Source organism: Lysinibacillus sp. JK80, assembly GCF_027557635.1.
In the GTDB taxonomy this organism is placed as follows: Bacteria; Bacillota; Bacilli; order Bacillales_A; family Planococcaceae; genus Lysinibacillus; species Lysinibacillus capsici.
Genome location: NZ_CP058997.1, coordinates 2,431,112 through 2,446,580 on the forward strand (window position 1 = coordinate 2,431,112; position 15,469 = coordinate 2,446,580).

A 15,469-nucleotide genomic window follows, 5' to 3' on the forward strand; every position below is an offset into this window, starting at 1 on the left:
AGTGAGGTTATGGCATTGTCTATATCGCAATTAGCTAAGGAACATCAAGCATTTGTGCTGACTAAATTAAAAGAAGCTGAACAAGGGTTACATCCTTCCTCTACCGAAGATGAGGAACTAGTGCGCCGTGCTGTCTTTTCAGTAAGGAATAAGTCCATTGTTTTTGAACGATTTAATGGAGCAAGTTCTATATTATATGCAAGTGTTCAAGATGTCAGACCCGCTTCTGTTGAAATTGATTTTTCAAAGGAAGAGCTACATTGTAGCTGTCCTCAAGCAAAATGGTGTCGACATCAAATAGGTGCTTTACTCGCTCTCTACCAATATTTTGATTCGGTTCAAAATTGGTCGAGTGCTTGGCGTGCACAAAAATCTGTTCAATTAAAATCTTTAGCAGATGAACGCAGCCCGCAAAGCTGGTCGATGATGGTGGATGAGGTGATGAAACGATTATTACCACCTGGGCGCATACTAGAAGGCTATGGGCTTTCCGCTGTAAGAACCGATGCTTTGGAGCGTCTTCGTCGACATATGCCCTTTGAGCGTGAATGGCAACCTCTTTATAAGCTCTATATGGAGCTAGCCATTTTTAATTCGATATGGCGACATTTAAATGAAACACCTGGACATTCGTTAGATTCACCTTATATGAAATATTTTATCGAGCAAAGCACGCAATCTTTTGAGAGCATTCTTACAGAGCTTTCTAATCGATCACGACTATTTGCAACAGATCCATTTTATGATGCCATCCAAGAGCTAGTAAGAGAATTTTTATTAGAAAGACAAGGACTTTTTGCCAATCGCCTTCGTCTATATATGCTACTATGGGCAGTACTTTTTTATGAGAAGCCTCGTCGTGAACAGGAATTGGCATTTATAAATAATCTTGTTCACTCTTCAGCAGAAATTTCTCTACAATCACTAAAATTATTATTTTATGTGCTATTACAGAAAGAGGATTTACTGCTTGAAAAGTTGGCACAGGTTGATTTACCACAAATGCAGGATTTGTTTGAACTGGCTACTTTTGCTCAACGTGCTGGAGAGTCAAATTCATTAGCAGTCATTTTACGAGCAATTTTACCTTTGACTGAAGTGTTTCTACAGGAGGTCGTTCCAGTCGTTCAGCGTGCCCAATACGTAAGGCAATTCCAACTTTTATTTGACGAGATTCAGCTTTCGGAGGAAGAGGAAGCAACGCTGTATAGTGCCTTTGGTGTGTATGGACTACAGCCGTTCTCAAGTTTTTTAATAAAAAAAGGTCGCTATCGGGAATGGGCAGCTCTGCATCAACTAAACCCATCATCCCTCTCTTACTTAGAAATGTGTGGATTAAAGGATGTATTACAGGTTGAACCTGCAACTGTTTTACCTTTATATCATGTCTATGCAATGGCTGAAATTACGCAAAAATCACGCTTAAATTATAAACAGGCTGTGCGTATTTGGAAAAGTATGCGTAGCGCTGCAAAGCGAGCTGGTAAAGCAGCTTATTTTGAAACATATATGCAAACCATTCGTGCAGAATATAAACGACTACGTGCGTTACAAGAAGAAATTGAGAAAGGAAACTTAGTATGATGACAATAAATGCTCCTTCCCCTTTTTCCAAAACACAACAGCTCCGTATTGAAGTAGCTCGGGAAGGATATTTTACGTTGCAGGGTTTTACTGCAAATGGTACAACAATCGATGTTGATACATTAATTTCTTCGCTATTCTTTACTTATGAGGCAAACGTTTATGGATTATTAACAAATCGAGCTGATTTTACAATTGAAGTTTCTACAGCTGAGTTACTCGATATTTTTTCAACAAGCTTCCAGCACCCTTTCATCAATTGGAGTGGTGCAAATGAAGAAAGTATAGAATGGTTAAAAAAAGTTTCCGCATTACAAGCATACTGGCAAGAGCCATCACTTTGGTCACATGCTGTGATTGCAGATGATTTTTCATCATTAACTTTCCCTATTGATCATATAGATTCAGCATTATTGGAAACAGCTGTACAGCAGAAGCTTTCACAGGTTGGGCTAATACTAGCTGATTTACCAAAGTTATTACCCTTTTTCCTACGTGGAGGCTGGCCATTGGATCAAGCTCGTCAAGCTGGAGCTGTTTCCGTTTCTTTACGGTTAAGTGAGCCAGAAGAAGATGCCGATGTATGGTTATTAGAAACGGTGCTAAGCACTGCTACAACGAAAAACTACTGGACACCTGCTATTCGTAAACAATCCTTACCTATTGAAGAGGCACTACCTACAAAGTGGAGAATGTTTGCGACTGAAATTACACAGCAACAACAGCAAATTATAGAACTTCTATCCACCGATACGATCAATAGTGATATCTTTATTCGTGTGACACTGGAAGATTTAGAAGTTCGCTCTTTTTTACGGGAAGATCTTGCTAGATTGCAGGCACTTGGTTTTGATGTTGTGCTGCCAGCATGGCTAAAGGATTTAAAACAATCCAAAATCCGAGTACGCGTTACAACTAGCAATGTTTCTACAAGGAAGGTAGCAGGTTTAGATGATATTTTAACGTTTAAATGGCAGTTTTCTATGAACGGACAAACGATTTCAGCTGAGCAATTTAAAAAACTTGTGGATGAGAAACGTGAATTTATTCGTATTGGTACTGAATGGTTCCGAGTAGATGCTAATTGGATGCAAGAAATGCGTGAATTGATGCAACAGGCAGAAGATGAAAGTTGGACTGTTCGAGAATTATTATTTAGGGAGTTACCAGAAGACCTGTCTGCCCCTCTTGAGGAAGAAGATGCAGATGATGCACTGAGAGATGATCCAATCTTTGCATTGGAAATACAACAATCATTAAAAGCATACATGGAGCAACTTTTGGAGAAGAAAGGCTTACCTGCCGTCTCGATTCCATTGTCCCTACAAACCGAATTACGCCCTTATCAATTAGAAGGCTTTGAATGGTTAGTCTTTATGCGCCAACAAGGTTTCGGTGCATGTCTAGCTGATGATATGGGACTTGGAAAAACGGTTCAATTGATTACCTATTTGCTCCATATTTATGAGTCATCAACTTACACAAAGCCATCCATCATTATTTGTCCCACTTCAGTACTTGGGAACTGGCAAAAAGAACTTGCTCGATTTGCCCCGTCCTTGATTGTGCATACACATTATCAAGCAAATCGAGCAAAGGATGAAGAGTTTAAAAAGCTAGTGACAGCAGAAAGGCCACATGTCATTTTATCAACCTATGGTACTGTGTCACAGGATACTGAATTTTTACAGGATATCGAATGGGCAACGGTAGTACTTGATGAAGCACAAAACATAAAAAATATGCAAACATTACAATCAAAAGCCATTCGTAAATTACTAGGTGACCATCACATAGCTCTTACTGGGACACCTGTAGAAAATCGTTTATCTGAGTTATGGGCTATTTTTGATTTCATTCATAAGGGCTATCTAGGTAGTTTTGGTCGCTTCAATGAAGAATTTATTTTGCCTATTGAACGAGACGAATCAGAGTCGCATAAGCAGAAGCTTCGAGCTAAAATTCAGCCATTCTTATTGCGTCGTACAAAGCGAGATCCACATTTACAGCTTAACTTACCAGATAAGCTAGAATCGAATGAATATTGTCCATTAACAACAGAGCAAGCTTCACTCTATGAGGGCTATATTTTAGAGACGCTTGATCAGTTGGAGCAGTTAACAGGCTTTCAAAAAAAGGGACGCGTCTTAAAGATGCTCAGTAAATTAAAGCAACTATGTAATCATCCTGCCTTATATTTAAAGGAACCTTTCGAGGATGCCGAAACAATGCTTGCGCGTTCGACTAAACTAGAGCGCATTGTACAAATGGCAGCTGAGATTGTGGACAATGGCGAGCAATGTCTCATCTTTACACAATATATTGGAATGGGACAATTGCTACAACATTGCTTTAGTGAAATATATAATGTAGATGCACCGTTTTTAACTGGTGCCATGCCTAAGCAGCAGCGAGACCGCTTAGTAGAGGCTTTCCAGGCAGGAGATTTCCCTATATTTATCCTTTCTTTGAAAGCTGGTGGAACAGGACTTAATTTAACAGCAGCTAATCATGTTTTACATGCAGATCGCTGGTGGAATCCTGCTGTTGAAAACCAAGCAACAGATCGAGCATATCGCATCGGACAGACACAATTTGTGCAGGTCCATAAATTTGTGACAATTGGCACGATCGAGGAAAAAATTGATAAGATGCTGGTGCAGAAATCTGCATTATCCGAAGAGCTTATTCAGTCAAGCCAGTGGTTGACCGAGTTAGAAGATCAAGAACTCCGCGATTTAATAACATTAGATATATAATAATGAGATGCGCCAAGAGCAAATAGTTCTTGGCGCTCTTTTAGTGGAACTTGCTACTTCTTTTCCCTACTTACTTCATTATTCGTATTTAGTTGTGTTGAAAATTCCATTGCTGTGCGGTCTTCAGCAATGTTTATTATAGTGTTACACATCATTCCTTTCTGTTTGTTACGGTGCAAGCAATATAAGGAGAATGGCGGATCAGACAATTAGTACTCTTGCCCCGTATGTAAACTATACTTGCTAAGGTAAAACAAAATCCTTTAAGTGTTCCTGTTCATTCGGTGGCTGAGGCGGTACAGTAACTGCTTCGTCACTATCTCTTTGTTTAAGTTGATAAAATCTAACATCCTCAACCACTATCTCTGTCATAAAAATCTTTGTGCTTTCCTCATTTACAAATGACCTTGTTTGAATACGGCCAGTGGCACCGATTAATGAACCTTTACCGCAATATTTAACGATATTCTCTGCAAGCCTTCCCCAAGCTGTACAGAAAACAAAATCTGTATCTACTTCCCCTTGATTGTTTTTAAAATTACGATTAATGGCTAGTGAGAAATGGGTCTGCATACGATTTCCAGATAAGTAACGTAACACCGGGTCTTTTGTAAACCTTCCAACCAATCCGACTTGATTCATTCATTCACCTCCTTTGCTTTTGATTGCTCTCATCTTACAAAATGATTCCGGCATTCGCAAAAATCGATATTGTTAATTTCCTTCAGTTTTTGTGCATAAATTAGGTAAATTGGCATTTTTATTTTTCTATTTTTTTTTAATTTTCTAGCTGAATGCTTTAGGCTGTAATGGCAAATGCTATTTCATGAAATCTGCAATTTCGCAGTTTTTGAAAAAACGTCACAGGTGCGCATCACAAACAACTGCTGCCTCATGTGTTATACTAAAAGAATGACAGACTTAGGAGGAATATACATATTGAAAACCTTTAAAATGCTTTCCTTTGACCTTGTCACAAAAGATGGCGTGCAACCATTCCCTTTAATCGATGGCATCATTATTAATCAGGAAAATAGCCATCAATCTTGGGTACTTGAATTGTTTATGGAAAAACAATATCGCTCAACCTTTGATGAGCTCTTAGCAAATGCTACAGTCTTCAATGTACGTGCAGTTATTTCATTTCCAGATAATGAACCCGCTCCTTTTCAGGTGATCGTACATACTGTTGAAGAAATCGGTAATCATGTTTCAGTCCTATTAAAAGGTACGCTTAAAATTAAACGATCAAAATATGCAGAACAATTACTTTCCGAGCTACTTGCTGAGGGTGTTTCTTTAGAGGATTTACTGGATCGCTTTACACAAGATATGAAAAAGCGACCAAAATTAAAAAATGACTGACGATGCGAATTTTTGCATCGTTTTTTTATTGGACAAGCAGTAATTTTTTTGTACAATACAATTTGAAAAAGGAGGGTTTCATTTGGTGGTTGCTATGAGGGGGGCCTTTAAGGCTGTTGGAAATGTTCGTTTTGTCATTATAGGAGTATAGGAATTTTCTCAGGGCAATGCTTGATTAGTGATTAGTTACTCTTCATGAGTATTCTGCTTCTGGCATTTCCCGCTTACATGGGTATAAAAAAGAGTGTTTTCCGCAGAGGAAACACTCTTTTTATGTTATCGGTTATTCATACCATCACGGTATTTTTCAGTGTTGTTTACTTTATCGTCGACAACATCATTATTATTGTTACCGTTCATGTTGTCATTACGTTCAACACCATTTACACCGTTTGCATTTGGTGTGTTGTCATAGCCGTTTGTGCTGTTGATATCGGCATTTGAACCAGGTGTTGTTGCTTCAGGTAATGTTGTATTATCGTTAACAGTACCTCGATCTACACCATTCCCATTTACATTATTGCGATCGTATGCATCGTCACGATTATTCGGATCTAATGCGTCCTCGACATCGTCGACTCCTCGACGTACGTCATTCTCGACTTCTCGAACAGGGTGATCTTCTACTGCATTATTTCCCCAGTTACAACCTCCAAGGAATGCAGTTGCAAGAACAATGGTTAAAAATGACATTTTCCACATAGTAAAAAACCTCCTTTCTTGGGTACTATGTCATCAAATACATCTACTGTATTTGTGATCCTACATAGATTGCCCGAGAAAGGAGGGAACTATCCGATTTTTGTACAAACTATTTTTGTTTTTCTTTTAATAACTGTTCAATATATGCTGCCTCTGCTTTACAGTCGTAGCTATAGTTTGTGCCTAGCTCTTTTTGCAATGCCTCGATTGTTTCGACTTGCTGTGCTGTTGGTTCTTCATTTAAAATTTTGGCAATAACCTCATCGATTTTTTGTGCCATTTCTTCATGAAACTGTGCGCTCATCAATGTATCAGCAGGGATTTTTTCGATCCACGCGGCATTCTCCTGAAAATAAGTCTGCCAGTTTGCAATGAAGTCTTCCATGGAAAAGCGCTCTTCATCCCAACCAATACTTGCTAAGTATGTTTCAAAAGATGTTGAAATCGAACGAGTAATGCTAATTTTAATACCTGAAGACAATTCCTTATACATCTTAATAATCCTCCTACGTTTGTAAAACCTAAAAATTACATCTATTTCAATTCACAATCGCATATTTACCATCGCAATTTAAGAACCTACTAATCAATTTTTGACTTGACTTTATCTATTTTATATCTTTTGGTCTACAAATGCAAATTAAGCTTGTTTAGGCTGTTCAGGCCCAATTGCAAATAGAATATCGGCTTCACATACAAGTTCTCCATCTACAGTTGCTACACCATGACCTTTACCCATTGCGCCACGAAGTTTTACAAATTCTACTTCCAATTTAAGTTGGTCGCCAGGTACGACTTGACGCTTGAAACGACAATTATCAACACCCGTTAAAAACGCTAAACGACCCTTAAATTCTTCAGCATTTAATAAAGCCACTCCACCTACTTGAGCTAAAGCTTCCACAATTAACACACCTGGCATAACTGGATAACCTGGGAAGTGCCCATTAAAAAAATCTTCGTTAATTGAAACGTTCTTTAATCCTACTGCACGTTTCCCTTCTTCTAATTCAATGATGCGATCGACGAATAAAAAAGGATAGCGGTGTGGTAAAATTGCTTGAATTTGTTCTGCAGTTAACATGTCATTTCCCCCTCAAAAATTAAGTATGTATACACAAAGTAAGGTAAAGAATAATGTTATTCTTTACCATTCATAATATCAAATATATGCTGCCATGTTTCTCGTTTAAAAATATCCATAGCATTGCCTTCTCCAATAACGCTAAAGCCAAACATTGCGCCTAATGCTGCGGCAACAACGACTAAAATGAGAACAATTACAATGCGTAACCAAATCGGAATCAGTCGGATTTGCACCCATCGAACCTCGCGTTGCTCTCCAGTCGAGCGGCGTTCTTTCTTTTCTGGTTGCAGTTGCGTATCGGTTTCTTGTGTCGGCACAGAACGTCGACGTGAATCGTTTGTCATAGATTGTACTCCTCTTCATTCCTTACTATGCGTTTTTGGATAACTTCCTATCGAATGCCATTAATTAGTCCTAGCATTTGATCTGCTAATGTCACCGCTCTTGCGTTGAATTGATAAGAACGTTGTGTTTGAATGAGTTCTGTCATTTCTTTCGAGAGGTTAACATTGGACATTTCTAGAGTACCACTTTGCATGCCAATTTGCTGACGGTTGGCTCCCACAAGCTCTGTCAAAACTTCTGCCTGCGTATAGCCAAGTTCAGCTAAATTATTAGGTAATCCCATATAAGAACCGGCAACATGCTCCATTAATTGCGGCTTTTGGAATTCTGTTACAGCTAAATCCGTACGTATAATATCCCCATTTGGATAAGATGCTTCTAATACGCCACCATCTCGAACAGCAAACTTTTGAACCGTGTCTGGTAATGTAATAGCTTGTCCTGCAGCATTAGCTACTGGATAACCCTCTGCTGTTACAAGCATAACTGTTCCATTATTCAATGGAGATAAATAAAAGTCACCTTGTCGAGTATACACTGTTTCAGTTCCATTTTCACCATCTGGCATCAAAATATTGAAATATTGTTTCGCTTTTGTGAAAGCTAAGTCTAAATCACGATTAGTTGTTTGTAATGAACCTTGCTTTTCATTGGATTTAATTTGCCCAATCATTGCGCCAGATCCATAGCGAATACCAACAGGTGTTTGTCGTTCTGCACGATCCTGCTTATCATTATTAAATTGCTGATAAAGTAATTCATTAAAGGATGCTTCCTTTGTTTTATAGCCCGTTGTATTACTGTTAGCAATGTTATTACTAATGGTATCCAGTTTGTTTTGTAATTGCCCCATTGTGTTTGTAGCTGTAATCATTGTACGTAGCATTGATAAAAGCCCCCTGTTCGCCCATTAAATTTTTCCGATTTCATTCACAGCCTTCTCCATGCTACGATCATAAGCTTGTAATACTTTTTGATTTGCTTCAAATGCACGGTAGGCAGTCATTAAATCTGTCATTGTGCGACCAGAATCTACGTTTGACCCTTCTAAAAAGTTTTGACGTAGTGTAAAGGAAACACCATTCGCTCCATAAGCTGTTGGCAAGTTCTCACCATTTTCTGTACGAATAAGGCCATTATCTTGTTTTTGTAGCATGTTCGGGTTAGCAGCAAATGATACACCAACACGAGTTACTTGTTGATTATTTACAAAGATAGCGCCACTTTCATCTAATCGGAAATCATCATTTGGTAGCTGGATACGTTGCCCAGCATCATTTAGTACATATAATCCTTGACCATTAACTAAATAGCCTTGCCCATCTAACGTGAAATTACCATTACGTGTGTAAGCCTCACCACCAGCAGGATGCTCTAGTCGGAAGAAAACTGAACCCGTCACACCATCTTCATTTTGTGGTAAGTTTCCATTAATCAATGCCATATCTGTTGTAAAATCAGTCTTATAGATTTGGCCTTGTATGTAATTTGGCAATGTTTCTTGTAAATATGTCCCTGTATTTAAAGCTCCTACTTGACTCATATATTCTGCGCCGGCTTGTTGGTGAGCAGGAGCATTTGTTTTTCCAATGCTAGACATTAGCATATCTGGAAATGAGCGAATCGTAGATTGATCTGCCTTAAATCCTGGTGTATTCGCATTTGATAAATTATTGGTAAGTAATTCTGTTCTTCTTTGTTGCGTGATCATACCTGTTGCAACTGTATAAAATCCTTTAAACAAAGAAATCACCTCATTTTATTTTTATAAGGATGCTGGCACACGATCAATATTTTCAAGCATGATACCTGTACCAATGGCTACACAATCCATAGGTCTCTCTGCAATGAAAACAGGTACCTTCAACTCTTCTATTAATAGCTGGTCCATTCCATGTAACAATGCACCACCACCAGTTATAATCACTCCACGATCAATGATATCGGCTGATAGTTCAGGTGGTGTTTTTTCTAAGACATTTTTAGCTGACTGGACAATCATGGCTACTGACTCATGTAGTGCACGTTCAATTTCTTCAGACTCAATTGTAATTGTACGTGGTAAACCTGTTACCATATCACGGCCACGAATATCCATTGTATCATTGCGACTACCTTTGAAAACTGTACCAATTGTCATTTTGATTGCCTCTGCAGTACGTTCTCCAATCAGCAATTTATATTCTTTTTTAATATATTGCAAAATATCGTTATCAAACACATCGCCTGCTACTTTAATGGATTCACTTGTTACGATATCACCCATTGATAGAACTGCGATATCTGTCGTTCCGCCCCCGATATCGACTACCATATTTCCACTTGGTTGGAAAATATCCATTCCAGCACCTATTGCTGCAACTTTTGGCTCTTCCTCTAAATATACTTTTTTACCACCGGATTTTTCAGCAGCTTCACGAATTGCCTTTTGTTCAACACTTGTAATATTCGTTGGACAACAAATTAATATGCGTGGCTTCGCCAAAAATCCTTTTACGTTTAATTTATTGATGAAATGTCTTAACATCGCCTCTGTCACATCAAAATCTGCAATGACTCCGTCTCTTAGTGGACGAATAGCTGTGATATTACCTGGCGTTCTCCCTACCATTTGGCGGGCTTCTTCCCCAACCGCTAATACTTTATTTGTCTTTTTATCGATCGCCACAACAGATGGTTCATTGAGGACGATCCCTTTCCCCTTAACGTGGATTAATACGTTCGCAGTCCCTAAGTCAATGCCAATATCTTTCGAAAACATTTTATAATTTCTCCTTCCCGCCAGTTCCAACTACATAACGTTCATTTTATCTCTTTATCTAGAATATTTTATCATATTCTATTGGTAATTTCACCTAAATTTAGTGAATAAGACTGTTTTCTTTTTAGGCAGTGAACGGCTATAATATAGAATTACTATTCTTAGAAAATCATTACTTATGCTTGTCCAACACAGCAAAAAAGAACGAATCATTCTTGACTCGCTCTTTCTTTCCACTTGTTTTTCGTTGCTTCTCCTCCGCGAATATGACGTACGGCCTTATGGTAGGCGAGTATTTCTTTCACTTGGTCAGCTAATCCTTCATGAATTGTTGGTAATCGCTCTGTTAAATCCTTGTGCACCGTACTTTTTGAATAACCAGTCATTTTCGCGAGGACACGCACAGTCTCACGCGTCTCAATCAGTAATTCACCGAGGCGTATGCAGCGCTTCCGAATGTGCTCATGCACGTTCTTCGTCCTTTCCACACAATTTCACAAAATGCTTTGGCAATCAGATGCACATTTGCGCATTTCTTCACCTTATGTGAGGACAAAGCTATTCAGAACACGTTTTGCATTTTCTTGATAAAATGCTGACTTTTTATGCGTTACTAGCTTTTCTCATTAAAAAGCTAGTAATTTTTTCGGATTGATATATTTTCCGTTTTCAAGAATTTCGAAATGCATGTGGACGCCAGCCGCTTGATTCCACTCGTTGTCAGTCGCTTTTCCTAATGCTTGACCTTGTGTAACCTCATCGCCTTCTTTAACAGCGATATCCTTCACAGAGCTATAATGTGTCTGCATACCATTTGGATGCTCGATCACGATCTTATTGCCTGTAAATGCGTCTAGTTTTACCTCTAGTACTTTACCACTCATAGCAGCTAGTACTTCAAACTCTTCACCATTCATAGCAATAGAGATTCCTGAAGATGTAGTAAATGTTTGATTAAATACCATTAGTGCATTTTCACGAGACTCTTCATTTGCCTCTAACTCGTAAAATTCTTGTAAGACTTGTACTTTACTAAAATTCTCTTCTTTGAATGGATACTTCATGTTTTCAGTTCGTGCATTAGTTTCCACTACAGGACCTGGATCTACTTCAGCTAAATCTGGTAAAGGAGCCTCTTCTACTTTTGATACGAGACTATTGTAACCAAATAACAATCCTGCTAGAACAAGTGCACCACCTGTGTAAACTACTGGCCAAAACCACGGTTTCTTTTGTAATTGGCCATTTTCCTTTTGATTTGGATCTTGGTTTTGAGAAGCTTTGTTATTTTTATCCTCTCTCATTTTCATCACCTCTAGTTGCAGTGTGAACAACTAGAAGTTATTTTAAACATGCATCTATTTTTTTTATTTCAATATCTTGATAATAATAGTGTAAAATTTCGGCAGCTGTTTTCCCTTCATTTGCCATTGCCTCAGCTCCATATTGACTCATGCCCACTCCATGCCCATAACCTTGAGTTTTCACTTGAACTTTTCTTTTATTGGCATTAAAGATGATTGTGAAATCAGTTGATGGTATACCAAGGAGCGTTCTTACCTCTCTCCCTGTCCAGACGTTATTCCCTAGCTGTAAACGTTCTACTCGTCCAGAATCATTATAAAATAACTGGATACGATTAAAATCACTAGGTTGCCATTGTATAGGCCAGAGCTTATTCCATTGAGCTAAAGTCCATTCTTGCTCAGCCTCAAACTTAGGAGATGTTTGATCAGATATACTTGCAACACTTTGCAAATATGGAATATCATTTCCACCATATCCATAAGCACTTTCTGTTTTACCATTGCTTGTTGAATGAAACATGGCTGTAATCAATTCATTATTATAAAGAATAACTTGTCCTTGTGTTTCATTGATAGCTTCGACAATTTTCTTTTCATTTCCCAGGAAATTGCTAGCCCAATTCGCCTTTCTTTGTTCTTCATCATAGAAGACTTGCTTTGCCACAGTTGGGGCGATCGCAATTTTTCCGTAATTTGTCGTTTTCAACGCATATGTGCGTGCTGCAATAGCTTGTGCCTTCAATGCCTCTTTTTTAAAAGAAACGGGCATTTCTGCAGCAACTACTCCTGTAATATACGTTTCCAAAGGGATTTTTTCTTCTTGCCCCTCCACTTCTATAAATATTTCACAAGCATTCTTATCACTAGTTTGAGGTATGATAGCCTCTTGTCTTTCACTAAACCCTACTATAGGAAGCATATATAATGCCCCAATCAAGCAAATGACACCTATACTAATCATCCATTTTTTCATAAGGAATAATATGCTAGATTTCTTGTAGTTATGAGAAAACAAAAACCCTCTGCATAAAAAGCAAAGGGTTTTAAAATCTATTTAGTTTGTAGGCAATTCAACTGTTACATCTTCAATTGTCACTACCTCTTCTGTAATACGTTCAATATTAGCACCAAGAGATGCTAATTTTCCATGGAAATCAACATAACCACGATCTAAATGATGAAGTTTTGTGACACGTGTCATTCCTTCTGATACAAGACCCGCTAAAATTAATGCAGCCGCAGCTCGTAAATCCGTTGCCATTACCTCAGCTCCCTGAAGATCCACAGGCCCCTCGATAAACACAGAACGTCCCTCTATTTTAGCACCAGCATTCATGCGACGGAATTCCTCAACATGCATAAAACGGTTTTCGAATACCGTTTCTGTAATAATACTCGTACCTTCAGCAGTAAGCATTAACGCCATCATTTGTGATTGCATATCTGTTGGGAAACCAGGATGTGGCATTGTTTTGATATCAACTGCTTTTAGTGTTTTGGGAACTCGTACACGGATTCCTTCATCCAACTCAGTAATTTCTACGCCCATCTCACGCATTTTAGCTATTAAAGCAGTCATATGCTCAGGAACTGCGTTTTCAATCACCACATCTCCTCTCGTAATAGCTGCTGCCACCATAAATGTACCAGCTTCAATACGGTCAGGAATAATATGATGCTCTACTCCATATAATGTATCGACTCCTTCGATACGAATCGTATTTGTCCCCGCTCCGATTACACGGCCACCCATACTATTAATAAAGTTTGCAAGATCCACGATTTCAGGCTCTTTCGCTGCATTTTCAATTACAGTTGTCCCTTCAGCTAAAGATGCAGCTGTCATAATATTTTCAGTTGCCCCAACACTTGGGAAATCCAAATACACATTAGCCCCTTTTAAGCGACCCTCTGTCTTCGCCTCAACATAGCCATGGCCAAATGAAATTTTTGCACCCATTGCTTCAAAACCTTTTAAGTGTAATTCAATCGGACGTGATCCAATTGCACAGCCTCCAGGAAGTGCTACACGAGCATAGCCATTACGAGCAAGTAGAGATCCCATTACTAAAATAGATGCACGCATTTTACTAACAAATTCAAATTGAGCTTCACTTGAAAGTTCTTTTGTTGCATCTATATATACGGCATTATCTTCAGGTATATATGTAACTGCTGCGTTTAAACTTTTAAGTACTTCATTTATTGTAAAGACGTCTGCTAAATTAGGGACTTCTTTAATTACATTTTCTCCTTTTGAAGCAAGTAAAGCAGCTGCAAGGATTGGTAACACTGCATTTTTTGCGCCCTCTACACGTACTTTTCCCTGTAGTTTTTGACCGCCAGTCACTATTATTTTATCCACCCTATGTCCCTCCGAATTCAATCTATTAACCTACCAAATTTTTATTTTAATAAAGAAGTATAATGTCATAATCAGTAAACAAACAACTCTATAGTACAACTTTTCTAACGCTCGTTCAAGCGTCCAAATCACTATTTTAAGCCATTATTAGATTTTTTGCTATTTATTTATTGTACGCTGCTAAATTTTTTTTGTGAATGACCAATAACCCGTTCGCTTCTAATACATACCCAAAGATATATGAATAAAAAACAACTTTTCACTTTTTTCTATAAAAAATGAAGTGGCAGGCCCTATTATCGTACATTTATCAATGGGTATCTTGGTAGCTAATAGCGTAAAATTCATAAGAATTTAATGTATTAGCGTCTTTTTACATAGTTCAAAGGGCCACACAAATGGTATTATAAAGTCCTTTGAAGTATGTAGACCTATAAATTTATGAAAGAAAGCAACGAATTCTTTAAAATAAATAAGGAAGTTTGCCTGACCAGCTAGATATTTGAAGAAAGAAATTAGATACTGCTGAGCCTATCGCAATACTAAGTAAAATATAAATGAGCTGAATTTGAAAAACTCGATTCTTTTTAAATAGTTTTTCGATCATAAAAGCTTGTAATGCGTAAAAAGTAATAGCAATAAAAAATAGGTGAGACAAAATACCCAATAAAGCTTCTTGTCCGATCGCTTCATATATTTCCATGTAGCATCCTCCATTTCTCCTTCAATATGTTTATTCACCTTAAAAAACGGGCAGATGCGATATCTGCCCGTTAAAAATGAATTAGATATTACCCTCATGAACGTTGATACGATTCAACGCACGTTTTAATGCTAGGTCAGCACGTTTGAAATCAATGTTGTCTTGTTTACTTTGAAGACGTCCTTCAGCACGTTTAACGGCTTCTTTAGCACGTTGAACATCGATGCTTTCAGCAATTTCAGCAGACGGCGCTAAAATTGAGATTTTTTCTGGACGAACTTCAATGAAACCACCGCTTACTGCAACAATATCAGTCGAACCGTTTTCTTTTTTAAGCTTCACTGCACCAATTGCAAGTGGAGCAACCATTGGAATATGGCCTGCAAGAACACCGATTTCTCCTGAAGTTGTTTTAGCGATTACCATTGATACTTCAGAATCGTATACTGGGCCGTCGGGAGTGACAATATTGACTAGAACTGTCTTCATAT

General features: G+C 38.2%; 17 protein-coding genes. 3 read left to right on the plus strand and 14 right to left on the minus strand.

The window, feature by feature from the left end; genetic code table 11:
* Positions 1-9 precede the first annotated feature (9 nt).
* Both HXV90_RS12460 and HXV90_RS12465 read left to right on the plus strand, forming a co-directional pair.
* The gene (locus HXV90_RS12460) at positions 10-1,584 is read left to right on the plus strand and encodes a hypothetical protein (protein ID WP_257961610.1); all 1,575 of its coding nucleotides are present in this window, start codon (positions 10-12) and stop codon (positions 1,582-1,584) included.
* On the plus strand, positions 1,581-4,343 hold the full coding sequence (locus tag HXV90_RS12465) for a DEAD/DEAH box helicase (RefSeq protein ID WP_269897349.1): 2,763 nt from the start codon (positions 1,581-1,583) through the stop codon (positions 4,341-4,343). Before HXV90_RS12460 ends, HXV90_RS12465 begins: the two co-directional genes overlap by 4 nt.
* A 243-nt stretch (positions 4,344-4,586) precedes the next feature.
* Here HXV90_RS12465 and HXV90_RS12470 read toward each other — a convergent pair whose 3' ends face one another.
* Positions 4,587-4,985, minus strand: coding sequence for a single-stranded DNA-binding protein (locus HXV90_RS12470; RefSeq protein ID WP_103117429.1), 399 nt, complete (start codon positions 4,983-4,985; stop codon positions 4,587-4,589).
* Positions 4,986-5,282: 297 nt separating this feature from the next.
* Here HXV90_RS12470 and HXV90_RS12475 point away from each other — a divergent pair, with 297 nt between their 5' ends.
* Entirely contained in the window at positions 5,283-5,708 is a 426-nt protein-coding gene (locus HXV90_RS12475) for a YwpF family protein (protein WP_048395644.1), read from the plus strand.
* 276 nt (positions 5,709-5,984) lie between these two features.
* Here the strand turns inward: HXV90_RS12475 and HXV90_RS12480 are convergent, their stop codons facing one another.
* From HXV90_RS12480 to HXV90_RS12540, 13 genes are all read right to left on the minus strand, one after another.
* Positions 5,985-6,410: a hypothetical protein gene (locus HXV90_RS12480; protein ID WP_269897350.1), complete on the minus strand. Its 426-nt coding sequence runs from the start codon at positions 6,408-6,410 to the stop codon at positions 5,985-5,987.
* A 109-nt stretch (positions 6,411-6,519) separates the two neighbouring features.
* Positions 6,520-6,903 carry a hypothetical protein gene (locus HXV90_RS12485; RefSeq protein ID WP_048395640.1) on the minus strand — a complete coding sequence of 128 codons (384 nt, stop codon included), beginning with the start codon at positions 6,901-6,903 and terminating at the stop codon, positions 6,520-6,522.
* Positions 6,904-7,050: 147 nt separating this feature from the next.
* Positions 7,051-7,494, minus strand: coding sequence for a 3-hydroxyacyl-ACP dehydratase FabZ (gene fabZ / locus HXV90_RS12490; protein ID WP_016991806.1), 444 nt, complete (start codon positions 7,492-7,494; stop codon positions 7,051-7,053).
* Between the two features lie 56 nt (positions 7,495-7,550).
* Positions 7,551-7,841 carry a DNA-directed RNA polymerase subunit beta gene (locus HXV90_RS12495; protein WP_269897351.1) on the minus strand — a complete coding sequence of 97 codons (291 nt, stop codon included), beginning with the start codon at positions 7,839-7,841 and terminating at the stop codon, positions 7,551-7,553.
* Between the two features lie 47 nt (positions 7,842-7,888).
* Positions 7,889-8,728, minus strand: coding sequence for a flagellar hook-basal body protein (locus HXV90_RS12500; protein ID WP_048395638.1), 840 nt, complete (start codon positions 8,726-8,728; stop codon positions 7,889-7,891).
* A 24-nt stretch (positions 8,729-8,752) separates the two neighbouring features.
* The gene (locus HXV90_RS12505) at positions 8,753-9,586 is read right to left on the minus strand and encodes a flagellar hook-basal body protein (protein ID WP_269897352.1); all 834 of its coding nucleotides are present in this window, start codon (positions 9,584-9,586) and stop codon (positions 8,753-8,755) included.
* A 21-nt stretch (positions 9,587-9,607) separates the two neighbouring features.
* A complete protein-coding gene (locus tag HXV90_RS12510; protein ID WP_004269486.1) occupies positions 9,608-10,603 on the minus strand; it encodes a rod shape-determining protein in 996 nt (331 codons plus the stop codon).
* A gap of 209 nt (positions 10,604-10,812) precedes the next feature.
* Positions 10,813-11,073 carry a sporulation transcriptional regulator SpoIIID gene (locus tag HXV90_RS12515; protein ID WP_004269485.1) on the minus strand — a complete coding sequence of 87 codons (261 nt, stop codon included), beginning with the start codon at positions 11,071-11,073 and terminating at the stop codon, positions 10,813-10,815.
* A gap of 156 nt (positions 11,074-11,229) precedes the next feature.
* A complete protein-coding gene (locus tag HXV90_RS12520) occupies positions 11,230-11,907 on the minus strand; it encodes a M23 family metallopeptidase (RefSeq protein ID WP_048395635.1) in 678 nt (225 codons plus the stop codon).
* A 37-nt stretch (positions 11,908-11,944) separates the two neighbouring features.
* The gene (gene spoIID / locus HXV90_RS12525) at positions 11,945-12,883 is read right to left on the minus strand and encodes a stage II sporulation protein D (protein WP_048395630.1); all 939 of its coding nucleotides are present in this window, start codon (positions 12,881-12,883) and stop codon (positions 11,945-11,947) included.
* Positions 12,884-12,964: 81 nt separating this feature from the next.
* Positions 12,965-14,275 carry a UDP-N-acetylglucosamine 1-carboxyvinyltransferase gene (murA, locus tag HXV90_RS12530; protein WP_048395622.1) on the minus strand — a complete coding sequence of 437 codons (1,311 nt, stop codon included), beginning with the start codon at positions 14,273-14,275 and terminating at the stop codon, positions 12,965-12,967.
* 463 nt (positions 14,276-14,738) lie between these two features.
* Positions 14,739-14,978, minus strand: coding sequence for a DUF1146 family protein (locus tag HXV90_RS12535; protein WP_004269481.1), 240 nt, complete (start codon positions 14,976-14,978; stop codon positions 14,739-14,741).
* A gap of 81 nt (positions 14,979-15,059) precedes the next feature.
* On the minus strand, positions 15,060-15,467 hold the full coding sequence (locus tag HXV90_RS12540) for a F0F1 ATP synthase subunit epsilon (RefSeq protein ID WP_004269480.1): 408 nt from the start codon (positions 15,465-15,467) through the stop codon (positions 15,060-15,062).
* Positions 15,468-15,469 lie beyond the last annotated feature (2 nt).